10 protein-coding genes are annotated in these 17,343 nt (G+C 69.6%); 3 read left to right on the top strand and 7 right to left on the bottom strand.

All coding sequences use genetic code 11. The features are described from left to right. Nucleotides 1–25 precede the first annotated feature (25 nt). The 3 genes from ACFVRO_RS03850 to ACFVRO_RS03840 form a co-directional block, all read right to left on the bottom strand. Nucleotides 26–2,545, bottom strand: coding sequence for a polynucleotide kinase-phosphatase (locus ACFVRO_RS03850; RefSeq protein WP_386949454.1), 2,520 nt, complete (start codon nucleotides 2,543–2,545; stop codon nucleotides 26–28). Continuing rightward, nucleotides 2,542–3,903 carry a 3' terminal RNA ribose 2'-O-methyltransferase Hen1 gene (locus tag ACFVRO_RS03845; protein WP_386949451.1) on the bottom strand — a complete coding sequence of 454 codons (1,362 nt, stop codon included), beginning with the start codon at nucleotides 3,901–3,903 and terminating at the stop codon, nucleotides 2,542–2,544. The genes ACFVRO_RS03850 and ACFVRO_RS03845 overlap by 4 nt, the downstream gene beginning before the upstream one ends. Nucleotides 3,904–4,101: 198 nt before the next feature. Further along, nucleotides 4,102–4,428: a hypothetical protein gene (locus ACFVRO_RS03840; RefSeq protein WP_386949448.1), complete on the bottom strand. Its 327-nt coding sequence runs from the start codon at nucleotides 4,426–4,428 to the stop codon at nucleotides 4,102–4,104. 157 nt (nucleotides 4,429–4,585) lie between these two features. Here ACFVRO_RS03840 and ACFVRO_RS03835 point away from each other — a divergent pair, with 157 nt between their 5' ends. Then, entirely contained in the window at nucleotides 4,586–5,263 is a 678-nt protein-coding gene (locus ACFVRO_RS03835; RefSeq protein WP_386949445.1) for a helix-turn-helix domain-containing protein, read from the top strand. Between the two features lie 61 nt (nucleotides 5,264–5,324). Here the strand turns inward: ACFVRO_RS03835 and ACFVRO_RS03830 are convergent, their stop codons facing one another. Beyond that, the gene (locus tag ACFVRO_RS03830) at nucleotides 5,325–6,149 is read right to left on the bottom strand and encodes a helix-turn-helix transcriptional regulator (RefSeq protein ID WP_386949442.1); all 825 of its coding nucleotides are present in this window, start codon (nucleotides 6,147–6,149) and stop codon (nucleotides 5,325–5,327) included. Nucleotides 6,150–6,225: 76 nt separating this feature from the next. On the opposite strand from ACFVRO_RS03830, the gene ilvD reads away from it, so the two are divergent. Then, a complete protein-coding gene (gene ilvD / locus ACFVRO_RS03825; protein ID WP_105673407.1) occupies nucleotides 6,226–8,130 on the top strand; it encodes a dihydroxy-acid dehydratase in 1,905 nt (634 codons plus the stop codon). A gap of 109 nt (nucleotides 8,131–8,239) precedes the next feature. Here ilvD and ACFVRO_RS03820 read toward each other — a convergent pair whose 3' ends face one another. After that, on the bottom strand, nucleotides 8,240–8,458 hold the full coding sequence (locus ACFVRO_RS03820; RefSeq protein WP_386949440.1) for a PLD nuclease N-terminal domain-containing protein: 219 nt from the start codon (nucleotides 8,456–8,458) through the stop codon (nucleotides 8,240–8,242). A 152-nt stretch (nucleotides 8,459–8,610) separates the two neighbouring features. After that, the gene (locus ACFVRO_RS03815) at nucleotides 8,611–9,612 is read right to left on the bottom strand and encodes a LacI family DNA-binding transcriptional regulator (RefSeq protein WP_386949438.1); all 1,002 of its coding nucleotides are present in this window, start codon (nucleotides 9,610–9,612) and stop codon (nucleotides 8,611–8,613) included. A 188-nt stretch (nucleotides 9,613–9,800) separates the two neighbouring features. Between ACFVRO_RS03815 and ACFVRO_RS03810 the strand changes: the two genes are divergently transcribed. Further along, the gene (locus tag ACFVRO_RS03810; RefSeq protein WP_386949435.1) at nucleotides 9,801–15,821 is read left to right on the top strand and encodes a GH92 family glycosyl hydrolase; all 6,021 of its coding nucleotides are present in this window, start codon (nucleotides 9,801–9,803) and stop codon (nucleotides 15,819–15,821) included. Between the two features lie 117 nt (nucleotides 15,822–15,938). Here the strand turns inward: ACFVRO_RS03810 and ACFVRO_RS03805 are convergent, their stop codons facing one another. After that, nucleotides 15,939–17,318, bottom strand: coding sequence for a reverse transcriptase family protein (locus ACFVRO_RS03805; RefSeq protein WP_386949433.1), 1,380 nt, complete (start codon nucleotides 17,316–17,318; stop codon nucleotides 15,939–15,941). Between the last annotated feature and the right edge of the window lie 25 nt (nucleotides 17,319–17,343).

The following is a 17,343-nucleotide window of genomic DNA, read 5'->3' as shown; positions in this document are numbered from 1 at the left end:
CGAGCCCTGCGGAATCCACGACGCGCTACAGTCGAGGATCGATCGGGTCGGACTCCAGCGCGAGCACGCCGAAGACCGCCTCATGGACCCGCCAGAGAGGTTCGCCGGACGTGAAGCGCCGCAGGGCCTCCACCCCGAGAGCGTACTCACGACCGGCGAGGGACCTCTTGCGGCCGGTGTCGCGGTCGCGCAGGCGCGCGAGGCTCGCGGGGTCGGTGTAGTCGGGTCCGTAGATGATGCGGAGGTACTCCCGTCCGCGCACCTTGATGCCCGGCTGCACGAGACCCTTCTCGGTGCGGCTCAGGTTCGCGAACGGCTTGACGACCATGCCTTCACCACCGCCCGCCGTCAGATCCTCCCACCAGCGAATAGCGTGCGCGGTCGCATCCTCGTCGCCGAGGTCGACACGGAGCCGAGCGGTAGGCGTGATGAGGTCGGGGGCGGTCGCGACGAGACGGTCCGCGATCGCGAGGTGCCAGGCGTGGTCGCGGGTCTCGAACGTCGAATCCCCCGCCGCGAGCAGCTGGAACGGTGCGAAGCGCACCTCCCCGGGGTCGCCGACGAAGCGCCGGTACGCGTCCCGGAAGAGACCGATGTCCTCGACGCGTGCGCGCGTCCGACCGGCGAGCTCGGCGACGTCGATGCCGGATGCCGCGGCCTGAGCCAGCACGGACTCGGCAGCGCTCATCGCGGTCACCCCTGCCGCGCCCACCGAGGCGTACTGTTCACGGATGAGACCGCCCGTCTTGAGCGACCAGGGCAGGATCTCCCCGTCGAGAAGCACCCAGTCCGCGGCGACCTCGTCCCATACCCCCGCCTGCTCCAGCGCCGTGTCGAGCCGTTCGAGGAAGCTCCGCTCGGTCACGGGGTCGAAGAACGGCCGTCCGGTCCGTGTGTGGATGACCCCGCGCCAGTCGTCGGGAGCATCGAACCTGCGGGGATCGCGCGACACGAGCACGACCGCGCGTGAGCCCATGTGCTTCTCCTCGCAGATCACATCGGTCACGCCCTGGTCGCGGAAGGAGGAGAACGCCTCAGCGGGATGCTCGAGATACCCCTCCCGCGCCGAGGTGTTCGGCGGCGACATGGTCGGCGGAAGGTAGACGAGCCACCGCGGGTCGGTCGCCCACCGGCTCATCGTCTCGAGTCCGCCCGCGGACTGCTCCTCCTTGATGCCGATCTTGCCGTGGGTGCCCGTCTCGATGATCAGCTTGCCCTGCACGTCGGCGAGGCTGAGCACGCCAGGCTCCCTCGCAGGGGTCTCCGCCACCAGGGGGCGGATCGGCTCGTACCAGACCTGCTCGGCGGGCACCGAGACGACCCCGCGCTCCGGGTACCGCATCGCCGAGAGGGCGCCACCGAAGACGCAGCCGGTGTCGAGGCACGCCGTGTTGTTGATCCACTCGACAGTCGGCACCGGGGTGTGACCGTAGAGCACGACGGCCTTGCCGCGATAGTCCTGCGCCCACGGGTACCGCACGGGCAGACCGAACTCGTCGGTCTCCCCCGTCGTCTCGCCGTACAGCGCGAAGGCCCGCACCCGACCCGACGCCCGGCCGTGGTACTGCTCTTTGAGACCGGCGTGCGCCACGATGAGGCGACCGTCGTCGAGCACGAGGTGGGAGATGAGGTCGTAGCAGAACGTCGCGACCCGGTTCCGGAACTCCTCCGACTCACCGGCGAGCTGGGCGAGTGTCTCCTCCAGCCCGTGCGAGATCGTGACCTTGGCACCACGCAGCGCCTTGACGAGCTTGGCCTCGTGGTTCCCGGCCACGGCCAGCGCAGTGCCGGATGCGACCATCCCCATCGCGAGACGGAGCACACCCACGACGTCGGGTCCTCTGTCCACGAGGTCGCCGACGAAGACCACGCGACGTCCTTCGGGGTGCGTCGCATCGACGGGCCGGCCCTGCTCATCACGGGCGAGCGCGTACCCGAGCGCCCCCAGCAGCGCCTCGAGCTCACTGCGGCATCCGTGCACATCGCCGATGACGTCGAAGGGGCCGTGCTCATCCGACCGATCGTTGAGCAGCCGGGTGCGCGTGATCGTCACGGACGCGACATCCTCGGGAGTGCGGAGGATGTGCACCTTGCGGAATCCCTCCTTCGCGAGGTGACGCAGGCCGCGGCGCAGCTGATCGGTCTGCCGCTTGACGACACCGGCCGGAATCGATCGATCCGCGCGAATCTCATTGCGCGCGCTGCTCACCGACTCAGGCAGGTCGAACACGATGGCGACGGGGAGCACATCGTGCGCCTTGGCGAGTTCCACGAGCTTGCGACGCGCGTCAGGTTGCACGCTCGTGGCGTCGATCACGGTGAGAAGTCCGGCGGCAAGCCGTTTGCCGGCGACGTACTGCAGCGCATCGAATGCCGCCGCCGTAGCCGACTGATCGGTCTCGTCGTTCGCGACGAGACCGCGGAACGAGTCGCTGGACAGTGTCTCGTAGGGGCCGAAGTGGTCGCGCGCGAAGGTCGACTTACCCGACCCCGAGGCGCCGACGAGCACGACGAGCGATGCAGCGGGGATGTCGAGCACGGTCATGCGGCCACCTCCCGCCGGAAGAGTGCGAGCTGAGTCGGTGATCCGAGCATGGCGTCCTCTTCTCCGATCGGGCGATACTCGACCGTGTATCCGTGGCGGGAGGAGGCGGCGTCAGCCCAGTCGCGGAACTGCTCACGCGTCCACTCGAACCGATGATCGTCGTGGCGGTGACCGCCGGATCCCAACGTCGGATACAGCGCGTTGTACTCCGCGTTCGGCGTCGTCACGATCACCGAGGCGGGCTCCGCGCCCGCGAAGACCGCATCCTCGAGCGCGCGCAGCCGTGGCGGCTCCACGTGCTCGATCACCTCCATCAGCACCATCGCGTCGTAGCCGCGGAGCCTGTCATCCCGGTAGACCACGGAGCCGTGGAGCAGCTCGATCCGCTCCCGCTCGGCATCCGACGCGGCGTCGAGACGCAGCATCCGTGCCGCTCGTTCCAAGGACCGCGCGGACACGTCGACGCCGACGATCTTCGTGAACGATCGATCGCTCGCGAGCCGCGAGAGAAGCGCACCGGGACCGCATCCCATGTCGACGACGCGGTGTGCGCCGGCATCCCTGAGCGCCTGCATCACGGCATCCGCTCGATGCACCCGCAGCGGCGTCTCCCGAACGGCGTCGTCCTCGTCCGCCGTCTGGGCGAGCAGCGATCGCTGGTGCACGAGATACCGTCGGGTGATCAGCTCGCGCTCGGGGTGATCGGCGAGCCACCCCTCTCCCGCGCGTTCCAGCTTCGAGATCTCGTCATCGCCGACCCAGTAGTGCTTGGTGTCGTCGAGCACCGGAAGCAGGACGTAGAGCTGTCGCAGGGCATCCGCCAGTCGGACACGTCCGCTCAGGGTGACCGAGCTGTAGCGCGAGTCTCCCCAGTCCGGGTAGGCGGGATCGAGTGGGATGCTCTGCTCGACGACATCCCAGCCGCACGGCTCGAACATGCGACGCACCAGGTCGTCTTCTCCGCCGCGGGTGGAGACCACCGGCACGTCGATGCGCAGCGGCAGGGGTGACTCGGCGAGTTCGGGATACGAGTCGCTGCGGCCGGTCATCGCCGTGCGGAACACCGTGCCGATCGCGACGGCCAGCATGCTCGACGCCACGTACGGGCGGTCGTTGACGTAGTGGTCGAGTGCTCCGGCATCGCCCCGGAACCGCTTGCTCCGTACGAGTCCGATGGGATCGACCTCCACGAGCACCGCCGCGGTCGTGCGTTCGGCCGTCGCCTCCGGGTAGAAGACGTGGATGTCGCCGACGGGGGCGGAGAAGGTCTGCACCTTCGCCGGATGCTTGTGCAGCAGGTAGCCGAGGACGGTCGCGTCGACGTCCCCATCCGGCTCGTAGGTCAGTGTGAACAGCATCGACACCCCCGGTTGATGGCATTTCGCCTCAGTCTAGGTCCGCGGGGATCCGCACCAGGATCACTCTGCGGACGGCCGCCCGGCGAATCTCTCCCGCGGACCGAGCCGTTTCGCTCTCCGTCGACTCCCGCCACGGCATCCGTCGTTCGCGAAGATGAGGGCCCTCGCGTCCGAGAGCCCTCACCGTTCCCCATTCGATCAGCGGACGCAACGCCATCCGTTCGGGTTGTTCGCCACGACGATCGCGTACGAGGTGGTGCCGAACTGCTGGCGGCACGCCTTGTTGACGTCGATCTGGATCAGCGCGTGGGTTGCGCTGTTCGTGCACCGCCAGTAATAGGGCGAGACCAGCGACTGGGTCTGCGCGTACCAGACAGCCCCGACGTTGACCTTGCAGTACGCCGTCAGATTCGGCGTTCCGACGATCGTCGCGGCCGACGCGGGCGATGCCGCGCCGAATGCCAGTCCGCCGACGACCAGGGACGCGATGACCGCTGCCCTGATCAGGAGATTCGACTTCTTCATGATGTGTCCCTTCCTGGTTCCTTCTGCGGTCAGACGAGTGGATGCGCGATGGCCGGCCCTGCATCCGATCGTCTGCGGATCGTCGTCTCGACGTCCTCCTTCAGAGATATCCCAGCCGCTAGATTGTGGGCTAACACCCCTCAAAAGATGGACGCCGATGCCACGACCTCGTAAGCCACCAGGGCCTGCGCACTCGCCGCTGCAGCAGTTGGGACGGGAGATCAGGACGTGGCGCGAGACCCGCGGTCTGAGCGTGCAGGAGCTCGCCGACGCGGTGGGTCGGGACCGCCGCACGATCACGGGTGCGGAGGACGGGCGCAACTGTCCCTCCGAGGCGGTGATCAACCGGATCGAGGATCGCCTGCAGACGGGCGGGATCGTGCTCTCGTACTACGACGCGGTCGTCGCGGAGAAGCGGTTGAAGAGGTTGAATCGGGGCTTCGTGCGGGTGACGGCCCCTGACGCCTCCGACGAGGACGCATCCGTCTTCATCGGGGAGACCGTGGCGGACGGCACGCTGATGACGCCGGGCCAGAGGTTCGAGAAGACGTGGACGATCCGCAACGCCGGCCGCGTTGAGTGGACCGGCCGGTTCCTCACCCGCGTCGGCATCGCCGCCGGTCCAGGACTCATCACCACGCCTCATCGCACGCCGCTGCCGACCACGGCGCCCGGCGATGAGCTCACGATCCGGGTCCCGTGCGTGGCCCAGTTCGTCGAGGGCACGAGCAGGGCCGTCTTCAAGATGACCGATGGTCATGATCGGCTCTACTTCCCGCAGCCGCACTACACCGTGGGTCTGCAGGTGCAGGTCACGGTCGTCCGGGAGCTGTGAAACACCCCAAGGCTCTGCCGCCTGGCGCCGCGCTCCGCGTCACCGCTCGCGACTGCCGACGTCAGTCCCGCGCCGCGAACCTCTCCCGCGTCTCCGCATCGGCGACGTAGACGACGAGCTGCACGTCGGTCAGGTCAGACGGACGCAGCTGGTGGTGCTCGAACACGAGGCGGCCGAGGGTCGGATGCAGGAACACCCGCTCGCGCGACTCGAAGCCGCCGACCCCGTGGCTCTCCCAGCGCTCGCGGAACTCGGGGCTCGCGTCCATCAGCCGGCCGATGACGTCGCGGTAGCGCGGGTCGCCGAGCCTCGGTCCGGCCTCGGCTCGGAATTCGGCGAGGAACCGGCGGCTCGTGTCGTCCCAGTCGTCGAGCAGCGACCGCACCGCGGGGTCGGTGAAGATGAGCCACAGCAGGTTGCGCTGCTCGGGGGGCGTCGTGGCGACGTTGGGGTACAGCCGCTCGTAGGCGCTGTTCCATCCGGCGATGCCCCAGTCCGGGGCGAGCGCGTAGGCGGGGTGCTCGTCGAGGGCGTCGAGGAATCTCTGCACGTGAGCGGGAGCCGTCTCGACGGCGACGCTCGAGCCCGGGCGACTGGGGGCGAAGCCCGCGAGCGTCAGCACGTAGTCGTGCTCCGCGACGGTGAGGTGCAGCGCGGTGGCGACGGCATCCAGCACCTGCCTCGACGGGTTGATGTCCCTGCCCTGTTCGAGCCAGGTGTACCAGGTCACGCTCACGCCGGAGAGGAAGGAGATCTCCTCGCGCCGCAGACCGACCGTGCGGCCGCGGCCCGCAGGGGGCAGACCGAACGCCGCCCGGTCGAGCAGCGACCGTCGGGCGCGCAGGAAGGCGCCGAGCTCGGTGCGCTGCTGGTCGTCGGTGGTCATGGATCAAACCTAGTGCTCTCACTACTAGTATCAGCGGCGTCTTCCGGCGGCATCGTGAAGACGCCAGGGTGGAAGAATGCCCACCCCCCTTCGCTCCCGCACCGTCACGCACGGCCGCAACGCCGCCGGCGCCCGCGCGCTCTTCCGCGCCGCCGGCGTCAACGCCGCCGACTTCGGCAAGCCGATGATCGCCGTCGCGAACAGCTTCACCGAGTTCGTCCCCGGTCACACGCACCTGCAGCCCGTCGGGCGCATCGTCAGCGACGCGATCTCCGCGGCCGGCGGCATCCCGCGCGAGTTCAACACGATCGCGGTCGACGACGGCATCGCGATGGGACACGGAGGGATGCTCTACTCCCTCCCCTCGCGTGACCTCATCGCCGACTCGGTCGAGTACATGGTCAACGCCCACCAGGCCGACGCCCTGGTCTGCATCTCGAACTGCGACAAGATCACCCCCGGCATGCTCATGGCGGCTCTGCGCCTGAACATCCCCACGGTCTTCGTCTCCGGCGGACCGATGGAGTCCGGCCGAGCGACCCTCGTCGACGGCAGCGTGCGCACGCTCGACCTCGTCGACGCGATCTCCGAGGCGGCGAACGACACGGTGTCCGATGCCGACATCCAGCGCATCGAGGAGAACGCCTGCCCGACGTGTGGCTCGTGCTCGGGCATGTTTACCGCAAACTCGATGAACTGCCTCGTCGAGGCGCTCGGCCTCGCCCTGCCGGGCAACGGCTCGGTGCTCGCGACGCACACCGCCCGCCGCGCGCTGTACGAGAAGGCCGGCGAGGTCGCCGTGCAGATCACGCACCGCTTCTACGACGAGGACGACCGCTCGGTGCTGCCGCGCGAGGTCGCGAGCTTCGCCGCCTTCGAGAACGCGATGGCCCTCGATATCGCGATGGGCGGCTCGACCAACACGATCCTGCACCTGCTCGCCGCGGCGCACGAGGCCGGCATCGACTTCGGCCTCGACGAGATCGACGCCGTGTCGCGCCGCGTGCCCTGCCTCGCGAAGATCGCCCCGAACCCCGCCTACGGCCGCATGTACTACATGGAGGACGTGCACCGGGCAGGCGGCATCCCGGCGGTGCTCGGCGAACTCCGCCGCGGCGGACTGCTCGACGAGAACGTCAGCACGATCCACTCCGCCTCGTTCGCCGACTGGCTCGACGACTGGGACATCCGCGGCGGCAAGGCCACCGAGACCGCCAAGGAGCTGTGGCTCGCGGCCCCGGGCGGCGTGCGGTCATCGAGTGCGTTCTCGCAGTCCGAGCGCTGGGCGACTCTCGACGAGGACGCCGAGAACGGCTGCATCCGCGACATCGACCACGCCTACTCGGTCGACGGCGGCCTTGCGGTGCTCCGCGGCAACATCGCCGTGGACGGCGCCGTGGTGAAGACGGCGGGCGTGGACCCGTCGATCCTCGTGTTCTCCGGCCCCGCGGTGGTGTGCGAGTCGCAGGAGGAAGCGGTCGCGAAGATCCTCGGCAAGAAGGTGCAGCCGGGCGATGTCGTCGTGATCCGCTACGAGGGACCCAAGGGCGGACCCGGCATGCAGGAGATGCTGCACCCGACCTCGTTCCTCAAGGGCCGCGGACTCGGCAAGGTCTGCGCGCTGATCACCGACGGCCGCTTCTCCGGCGGCACGTCGGGACTCTCGATCGGCCACGTCTCCCCCGAGGCGGCCGCCGGCGGGGTCATCGCCCTGGTCGAGGACGGCGACATCATCGACATCGACATCCCCTCCCGGTCGATGAGCCTGCGCGTCGATGAGTCCGAGCTCGAGCGTCGCCGCGAGCGGCTGCTGGATGCCGGCGGCTACCGCCCGGTCGATCGGCAGCGCCCCGTGTCACTCGCGCTGCGGGCGTACGCGGCCATGGCGACCTCGGCCGACCGCGGCGCGGTGCGAGATGTGGAGGCGGTCGAGCGCGCGATGCGCGAGCAGGAGCTCCGCAGCGCGGCATCCCTCGCCTGATCCGGCGTCACCCCGCGCGCCGCTCGGTGCTGAGGAGTCACATGACGTCGCGTCAGCGCTCTCGGACACGACGTTTCGTGACCCCTCAACGCCCTACGCGGGTCGCAGATCAGGAGGTCGTGGAGCCGTTCTTGTTCGTGACGAGCCAGATGATCGGGCCGAGGATCGGGAAGGCCAGCACGATCAGGATCCACACCGCCTTCTCCACACCGGTCCCACGGCTGTTGATGATCCCCATGACCGCGCGGATGAACAGCACGACCACCGCAGCGAACACGAGGACCACGACGAGCAGAACGATCACGTGCGGGATGCTGAAGGACTCCATGGTTCACATCGTGCCAGGTGCACGTTCATGCGTCCGGTAGGTCAGTCACGCGGAGGTCATGCGTCGCTCGGTGCTGAGGGGTCACATGACGTCGGGTCTGAGTCCTCGGACTCGACGCTTCCTGACCCCTCGCCGAGACGGCGCGAGCGGACTCAGCCGCGCGAGATCAGCCGCATCGGGAGCACGACGTTCTCGAAGGGGCGCGAGCGGTCGCTGAGTCGGGCGACCGCGAGGCGTGCGGCCTGACGCCCGAGCGCCTCGACGTCTCCGGTCACGACGGTGATGCCGAGCACCTGCGCCCACTCGGGGTCGTCGAAGCCCAGCACGGCAGGGCGGGCGGATGCCGGCATCCCCGCGAGCTCCTCCATGGCGCCGAGCAGGATCCGGTTGTTCCCGGCGACGATCGCGGTCGGCGGGTGCGCGAGGGCGAGCAGCTCCCGCACGCAGGCGCGTGACGAGACCACGTCGTGCGCGTCGGCGCGCAGCAGCTCGCGCCAGTCGGAGCCTGCGGGATCGAGCACGTCGCCCATGCCCGCCATGCGCTGCCGGTAGGTGGGGAGCCACGCGTAGTCGCCGATGAACGCGATGCGCCGATGCCCGGCGTCGATGAGGTGCCGTGCGGCGAGCCGTCCGCCCTCGCGGTTGTCGAACACGACCGAGTCGGCCTCGACCTGCTCGGCCGGCCGGTCGACGAACACGACGGGGATGCCGCGGGCCTGCAGCGATGCGTAGTCGCGGTGGTCGGGCATCGCCGAGACGGTGATCACGGCTTTCGTCTGCCGGTCGGCGAGGTCGTGCGCGACCCGCCGCTCCTGCTCGGCTGATTCGCGGGAGTTGGTCACCGAGAGGTGCATCCCCCGCGGGCGGATCTCGTCTTCGATGCCCTGCGCGAGCGCGGAGTAGAACGGGTTGGTGAAATCGCCGGTGATCAGTCCGATCGAGTCGGCGAGTCGCCCGGAGGCCAGGAGGCTGGCGGCGGAGTTGCGCTGATAGTCGAGCTCCCTCGCCGCGTCGAGCACCACGGCGAGCGTCTTCTCGCTCACATACGATTCGCCGCCCAGGGCGCGGGATGCCGTCTTCAGACTCACCCCTGCGCGCTCGGCGACCTGGGCGAGCGTCGGACGCGCCGGCTGCTCTGCATCCGATCTCGTCATCGTCTCCCCTGTGGTCGTCGGCGGGCATCCCCATTATCGCGGCGGATACGTCGATCATGTCTTCCGCGCTCCACCGTCGCTGTGGTAGCGTCCTCATCATATGACAGCGCTGTCATGAATTGACAGCGCGGCGGCAGCACACACGTCGGCCGCAGACGACACATCGCAGTGGAGTTCAAGGAGCAACCATGACCGTTCCATCCCCGAGGAACGCACGACCCGGCCGTCGCGCCTGGGCGGCGGGAGGCGTCGCGCTCGCCGTGACCCTCGCCATGCTGACCCCGATGCAGGCGATCGCCGCCGGCGGCACGACGTTCCGTTCGTCGTTCGAGACGACGGATGCCGCGCCCGTGCTCACCGGCACGGGCGCCGCCGTCAACGTCACCGGCGACCGCTTCACCCCCGGCAGCGTGCTCGGCCAGGTGTCGGCGGTCACGGCATCCGCTCAGAACACCCCCAACGAGGCCGCTGCCAACGTCGCCGACGGCAACGCGGGCACGAAGTGGCTGGCGTTCCAGAACACCGGGTGGGTGCAGTACCAGCTGAGCACCCCGCAGCCGATGGTGCGCTACACGCTCACCTCCGGCGGCGACGCCCAGGAGCGCGACCCCAAGGACTTCCGGGTGCAGGGCTCCAACAACGGCACCGACTGGAACACGGTCGACCAGCGCAGCGGCGAGCTCTTCACCGGTCGCGGAGAGACCCGCAGCTTCACGCTCGCGACGCCGAGCCCGGCGTACACCTACTACCGTCTCGACGTGCAGGCCGTGCGCGACCCCAGCAAGAACATCCTGCAGCTCGCCGGCTGGGAGCCCATCGCCGTCGACGGCGCGACGCCCCCGCCCAGCGACCTCTTCCTCGCGACCGGGTCCGGTCCCGCCAGCTCCGACACCGCCAAGACCGGCGTCGGCTTCACCGGCGTGAAGGCCCTGCAGTACACGGGCCGCACCCTCGCGGCGGGCCCCGCCTCCTCGACCTCGACCCTGTACAGCGACGTCGACATCGCGGTCGTCGACGACACCGCCCTCTCGTACGCCGTCTTCCCGGTGCTCGACGGCGAGCAGACGTACGCGGCCACGTTCGTCGCGGTCGACCTGCGCTTCACCGACGGCACGACCCTCTCGACCAGCGGCGCCGTCGACTCCTACGGCTACGCGGCGAACGCGAAGGCCAAGGGGCAGTCGAACAGCCTCTGGCCCAACCAGTGGAACAGGGTGACCGTCGATCTCGGCCAGTTCGCCGGCCGCACGGTCGACGACGTCCTCTTCACCTACGACCACCCCGGCTCCGACGTGCACGCCGTCGAGGTGCCCACGGCGGGCACGGCCTTCACGGGCTGGCTCGACGACATCTCCATCGCCGAGGTCGCGCCGCGCGACATCTCCGACGGCCTCGTGTCGTTCGTCGACACCCGTCGCGGCACGAACTCGACCGGCGGCTTCTCCCGCGGCAACAACTTCCCGGCGGTGGCCTGGCCGAACGGCTTCAACTTCATCACCCCGATGACCAACGCCGACAACGCGGGCACGCTGTACCAGTACCAGCGCGCCAACAACGCGCAGAACCAGCCGACCCTCAACGGCATCGGCATCTCGCACGAGCCGAGCATCTGGATGGGCGACCGCAACTCGCTCGCCGTGATGCCCGCCGCGAACGGCAACCCCACGTCCTCGCTGAACGACCGCAAGCTCGCGTTCAGCCACGACAACGAGATCGCCCGTCCCGACATCTACAGCGTCGGCTTCGACAACGGCATCCAGACCGATGTCACCGCCACCGACCACGGCGCCATCTACCGCTTCGAGTTCACCGGCGACGCGAGCTCGGTCGTCATCGACCAGCTCGTGAACTCCTCCAAGCTCTCGGTCACCGGCGACACCGTGACCGGCTGGGTCGACGGCGGCTCCGGCTGGCCGGGGCGCACGCGGATGTTCGTTTACGGCACGTTCGACCGCCAGCCCACGACATCCGGCGCCACCACCAAGGGCGACCGCAACGGCACCGCGCGCTATGCGGCGTTCGACACCTCGGGTGATCGCACCGTCGAGCTGCGGCTGTCGACCTCGTTCATCTCGCAGGATCAGGCGCGCAAGAACTTCGACTTCGAGCTCTCCGGCGTCTCCTTCGACAAGGCCCACGCCGCCGTCGAAGCCGCGTGGAACGACCGCCTCGGCGTCGTGCACGACGTCAAGGGAGCGACCGACGCGCAGCTGGTCAACCTCTACTCGAGCCTGTACCGCCTGAACCTGTACCCGAACTCGCAGTTCGAGAACACGGGAAGCGCGGCCGATCCGGTCTACAAGTACGCGAGCCCCGTCTCCCCGACGGCGGGATCTGCGACCGACACCCAGACCAACGCCAAGATCGTCGACGGAAAGATCTACGTCAACAACGGCTTCTGGGACACCTATCGCACGGCTTGGCCGCTGTACTCGCTGCTGTACCCCGACGTCACCGAGGACCTCGTCGACGGCTTCGTGCAGCAGTACCGCGACGGCGGCTGGGTGGCGCGGTGGTCGTCGCCGGGCTACGCCGACCTGATGACCGGCACGAGCTCCGATGTGGCGTTCGCCGAGGCGTACCTCGCCGGATCCCTCGACACCGACACGGCCCTCGAGGCCTATGACGCGGCGGTCAAGAACGCGACCGTGCTGCCGCCCTCGAACGACGTCGGCCGCAAGGGCATCGCGCAGTCGATCTTCCTCGGATACACCGAGGCGACGACGCATGAGAGCGCATCGTGGGGCCTGGAGGGCTTCATCAACGACTTCGGCATCGCGGAGATGGCGAAGGCCCTGTCCGAGGACCCGAAGACCCCGGCCGATCGCATCGAGCGGCTGAAGGACGAGGCCACCTACTTCGAGGCCCGCGCCGAGCACTACGTCGAGATGTTCAACCCCGAGGCGGGCACGTTCACGTCGCGCAACGCCGACGGCTCCTGGACGTCCGGCGCGGACTTCGACAAGAAGGCGTGGGGCGGTGCCTTCACCGAGGCGAGCGCCTGGACCTTCGGGTACCACGCTCCCCACGACGTCGACGGCCTCGCCGCGCTCTACGGCGGCAGGCAGGGACTCCTCGACAACCTGCACCAGTTCCTCACGACCCGTGAGAAGGCCGACTACTCCGGCATCCACGAGGCTCGGGAGGCGCGCGACGTGCGCCTCGGGATGCTGGGCATGTCGAACCAGATCTCGCACCACATCCCCTACGTGCTCGCCGAGGCCGGCGACCCGTCCGGTGCGCAGAAGCTGATCCGCGACATCCAGGACCGCCTCTTCGTGGGCTCCGACATCGGCCAGGGCTACCCCGGCGACGAGGACAACGGCGAGTTCTCGGCCTGGTACGTGTTCTCGGCCCTCGGGTTTTACCCGATGGAGGTCGGGTCGGGGAACTACACGGTCGGCACGCCCCTGTTCGACAGCGCGACGCTCTCGATCGGCGACACCGACCTGGTCATCAACGCCCCCGGGGCGTCCAGCGGCAAGGACTACGTCGCCGGCGTCAGCATCAACGGCACGGCCGTCTCCGACACCACGTTCGACGGCGACCTCGTCCGCGCGGGCGGCACGCTCGACTTCACGATGAGCGCGCAGCCCTCGGCGTGGGGAGCGAAGGACCTGACGGAGCCGCTGGCGGTGCCGACGAGCCTGGTCGATGCGACCAAGCCCGGACGCGGCATCCTCACGGCCGCCGACGGCACCCCGGTCGGCGCGCTCGTCGACGACAACATGAACTCGAAGACGACGTTCACGGGCACGACCGCCGAGCTGGTCTGGACCTCGCAGTCCGGTCCGGTCTCGATCGGGCAGTACACGCTGACGGATGCCGCGAAGGGCAGCGCCCCGTCGAGCTGGACGCTCTCGGGCTCCACCGACGGCGTGAACTGGACCGAGCTCGACTCGCGCACGGGCGAGACGTTCGCGTGGGACACCCAGACCCGGCCGTTCACGGCGAACGGCGAGGGCGGCTACACGAGCATCAAGCTGAGCCTCACGGGTGCGGGCGATGCCCTGTCGCTGTCCGAGGTCGAGCTGTTCGCGAAGGCCGCAGGGGCCGACGGACTCTCGATCACCGCGGCCGCCCCGCAGCGGGTCGCGGCGGGAACGTCGTTCACCGGCAGCCTCGGGACCATCATCGGCGAGGAGACGGATGCCGCCGGTTACACCGTCACGGTGGACTACGGCGACGGCACCCCGGTGCCGAGCGTGAAGCTCACCCGCGACGATCTCGGCGGCTGGAAGATGAGCGCCCCGCACACCTTCGACGCCCCGGGCACGTACACGGCGACGATCGTGGTGCGCGACTCGACGGGCGCCACGGCATCCGGTGCGGCGACCGTCACGGTCTACCGCGACGAGACGCTCGTCGGCAGCTTCAACGGCGTGTGCATCGGCGACCTCAACCTGACCGCCGCGAACTGCGACGACCAGGGCTACGGGTACTACCGCGACAAGCTCGCCGCCGACGGGTTCGTGCAGGGTCAGACCCTGACGCTCCCCGGCTCCTCTCTCACCTACGATCTGCCCGCTGTCGCCCCCGGCGCCCCGGACAACATCACCGGAGAGGGTCAGACGATCCGCCTCGACCTCGGCACCGGCGCGACGCAGCTTGCGTTCGTCGGCACGGCGACGGAGAAGGCGCGTCAGCCTGAGGCGGTGCTGCACTTCACCGACGGTACCGAGCAGCGCGTGCAGATCTCGTTCGGCGACTGGGTGGGAGCATCCGGCAGCCCGGCGTTCGGCAACTCGGTGGTCGCGGTCTCCGAGGGACGCCTGTCGGGTACCGGCGCGGAGTCCAGTGTGAAGAACACCGCGATCTACGCGACCGCGCCGATCACGATCGACCTCGACGCCGACGGGAAGCCGAAGGTCGTGGAGTCGCTCACGATGCCGAAGGAGGCAGGTACGCTCCGCGACGGACGCGTGCACGTGTTCGCCATCGCCTCCGACGGCGACCGTGCCGCCGCCGCTCCGCTGGCGGTGACCGCATCGACGGTGGCCGATCAGATCGCCGGCGAGGAGTTCGAGGCCGCGCTGGCCGCGGTCTCGGGCGGCTCCGGCGAGGCGACCGCGGTGGTCAACTGGGGCGACGGGTCTCCCGTGTCCACGGTCGACGTGGCCTCGGGCGCCGTCACCGGCACGCACACCTACGCCGCGGCCGGCACCTACACGGTCACGGTCACGGCGGACGACGGCGTGAAGTCGGCCGACGCGCAGCTGCAGATCGTGGTCGCCGAGCCGGAACCGGAGTACGAGCCCGTGATCACGGTGGACGGCGCCGAGGTGGGGCCGGGTGACACGGTGCACGTGACCGGCACGGGCTTCGCGCCGGGCGAGAGCGTCTCGATCCGCATCGACGACGAGGAGCCGGTGGTCGTGAAGGCCCTCGACGACGGCACGGTGTCGGCCGACGTCACGGTCCCCGCGGATGCCGTGGACGGCGCTCACCCCGTGATCGCCCTCGGCAGCGTCTCGAACGTCGAGGCGCGGGCCACGGTGCTCGTCGTCACCGGATCGACCGGTGCCAAGGCGACGACCGTCGCGCTCTCGACCACGGCGACCGACCCGGTCGCCGGCGAGTCCGTCGCACTCACCGCCACGGTGAAGCCGGCAGGCGCGGCGGGTCAGGTCGAGTTCCTCGAGGGCGACGTCGTGGTCGGATCCGCCGGAGTCTCGGCGGGAACGGCGACGGCCGACATCCGCATCGAGACCTCGGGTGCGCACACCTACGTCGCGCGCTTCGTGCCGTCGGATCCGAAGGCCTACCTCGGCTCGACGTCCGCCCCGCTCACGCTCGACGTGCGCAGCACCCCGGTGCTCGACGCGGAGATCGTGGTCGGCGTGAAGAGCGTCGTCCAGGGCGGCTCGTTCGAGCTCATCGGCCGCGGCTTCGGCGCGGGCGAGAAGGTCTCGATCGTGCTGCACTCCGACCCGATCCACCTCGCAGACGTGGTCGCCGACGGCGCGGGTTCCTTCCGCATCCAGGTGGCCGTGCCCGCGAACGCCCCGGTCGGCGCGCACACCGTGGTCGCCACCGGCGCCGACACGGGCCTCACCGCCCAGGCCGCGCTGCAGGTGACGGCTGCGGCTGCCGTCGGCGGTGGTCTCGCCGGAACGGGCGGAGCGGTGCCGATCGTGCTGATCGTGGCGCTGCTGGTGCTGCTCGCGGCCGGTGGAGTCCTCGTGACCCGCCGCCGCAGGGAGTCCTGACCCCCGCAGGATCCTCGCGACCGCCCTCCCCGCACTCCGGGGAGGGCGGTCGTGCTGTGAGCCGCGGATGCCGCAGCATCCGCTCTCCCTCCGTGGACTGAATGCCAGAGAAGCGCGTCAGCTCCAGACGATGCGCGCGAACTCCGCCCTGAGCCTCGCCCCTCGCTGAGCATTCAGGGACTCTACCCAGGAGATGCGCCCTCGCAGGTGGGCTCGGAAGTCCGCGACCCCGGCACGATTCTGTGACGACGGTCCGTGCAGGATGCAGTTGTGGATGATGGCCTTCAACCGGTCGTAGTCGCCCCGCACCAGGTTGAGGCGCTCGTTCACGATGATCCCGGTGACCGCCTGCCTCGTGGCCTGTCGCCTGATCCTGGTCTTGCGCTCGTTGAGGGAATGCCCCTCGTCCTCGACGATCCGCCGCACTCCGCGGATGAAGGCGTCCGGTCGCGCGGCGAGCGAGGGTCCGCCGCTGAACGTGAGGTCGTCGGCGTAGCGCGTGTAGGCGGCGTCGACGGCGTCGGCCCAACCGGTCAGACGCGAGTCGAGCCGGCGCACGGCGAGGTTCGCGATCATCGGAGACGACGGGGCTCCCTGGGGGAGATGGTTCGCGGCCAGAGCCCGGCGAAGAGCGAATCGCTCCTCCGGTATCCCGCCGGGAGGCATCGCGGCGAGCACGCGAGGAGGCACGGCGCTCGTGCACACCCCCGCGATCGTGTGAGCGACGGATTCCGAGTACCCGGACTGGCGGAGGGTGCCGTAGACGCGCCCCGCCGACACGCGGGCGAAGAACGTCGTGAGGTCGACCGAGACGACGATGTCCGCACCCACGTGCCGAGCGGCGCCCGTGACGGCACTCCGTCCTGGCATGAAGCCGTGGGCCGCATCGTTCGCGGGGATGAGGCCGAGCACGCGCTCAAGCAGACGTCGCTGGACCCGGCGCAGCCGTTCCTCCGGGACCTCCAGCAGTCTCGGGACTCGTCCCGGTCGCGATCGCCACTCGTAGCGGTAGTGGTGGAGCGGGCCGGGGCGTGCTCGACGGTTCCACCGCTTCGTGTCGGCGAACCACGCGAGCTGCCCATCGGTCAGTTCGAGCAGCTTCGCGAGGGCGGCGACGTCGTCGATGCGCGGGAGGCCCGCTGCGGGCTCCCGGGAGCGCGTCACCCCGACGACATGGTGGTGGATGCGGATCGGAGTCCTGGCGGCGTCGGCCTTCTCGATCGCTGCGCGGAACGCCGGCGAATCGCCGATCACCGTGATCAGCAACCGGGGGGAATCGACGGGTGCTCTGACGAAGTCGACCATGACGTCGTCGACCACCCGCGGGAGCCAGCGCCTGCGCGCACCGAGGACGAAGGATCCTGCGTCGACGAGGTGCGGAGCCGTCCACGCGTCCGCAGCGAGGAAGGCGTCGGCCAACGCCGTGGCGATCGCCGAGGCCCCCGCGCGGGGCGTCCGGGCGAGCACGCGCGTCGCGGGCGTCGGCGCCTCCGTCATCGTAAGGAGACCGTCCGGCCATCGG

This window comes from Microbacterium sp. NPDC057944, from assembly GCF_042887445.1.
Classification (GTDB): domain Bacteria; phylum Actinomycetota; class Actinomycetes; order Actinomycetales; family Microbacteriaceae; genus Microbacterium; species Microbacterium natoriense.
The sequence above is the reverse complement of the archived record's forward strand: the minus strand, read 5'-3'. Positions and strand labels throughout refer to the sequence as shown.

Bases quoted from the DNA above. Each gene is read 5' to 3' on its own strand.
- ilvD (WP_105673407.1), top strand. From the start codon at position 6,226: ATGCCCACCCCCCTTCGCTCCCGCACCGTCACGCACGGCCGCAACGCC.
- ACFVRO_RS03815 (WP_386949438.1), bottom strand. From the start codon at position 9,612: ATGACGAGATCGGATGCAGAGCAGCCGGCGCGTCCGACGCTCGCCCAG.
- ACFVRO_RS03820 (WP_386949440.1), bottom strand. From the start codon at position 8,458: ATGGAGTCCTTCAGCATCCCGCACGTGATCGTTCTGCTCGTCGTGGTC.
- ACFVRO_RS03810 (WP_386949435.1), top strand. From the start codon at position 9,801: ATGACCGTTCCATCCCCGAGGAACGCACGACCCGGCCGTCGCGCCTGG.
- ACFVRO_RS03845 (WP_386949451.1), bottom strand. From the start codon at position 3,903: ATGCTGTTCACACTGACCTACGAGCCGGATGGGGACGTCGACGCGACC.
- ACFVRO_RS03840 (WP_386949448.1), bottom strand. From the start codon at position 4,428: ATGAAGAAGTCGAATCTCCTGATCAGGGCAGCGGTCATCGCGTCCCTG.
- ACFVRO_RS03805 (WP_386949433.1), bottom strand. From the start codon at position 17,318: ATGACGGAGGCGCCGACGCCCGCGACGCGCGTGCTCGCCCGGACGCCC.
- ACFVRO_RS03850 (WP_386949454.1), bottom strand. From the start codon at position 2,545: ATGACCGTGCTCGACATCCCCGCTGCATCGCTCGTCGTGCTCGTCGGC.
- ACFVRO_RS03830 (WP_386949442.1), bottom strand. From the start codon at position 6,149: ATGACCACCGACGACCAGCAGCGCACCGAGCTCGGCGCCTTCCTGCGC.
- ACFVRO_RS03835 (WP_386949445.1), top strand. From the start codon at position 4,586: ATGCCACGACCTCGTAAGCCACCAGGGCCTGCGCACTCGCCGCTGCAG.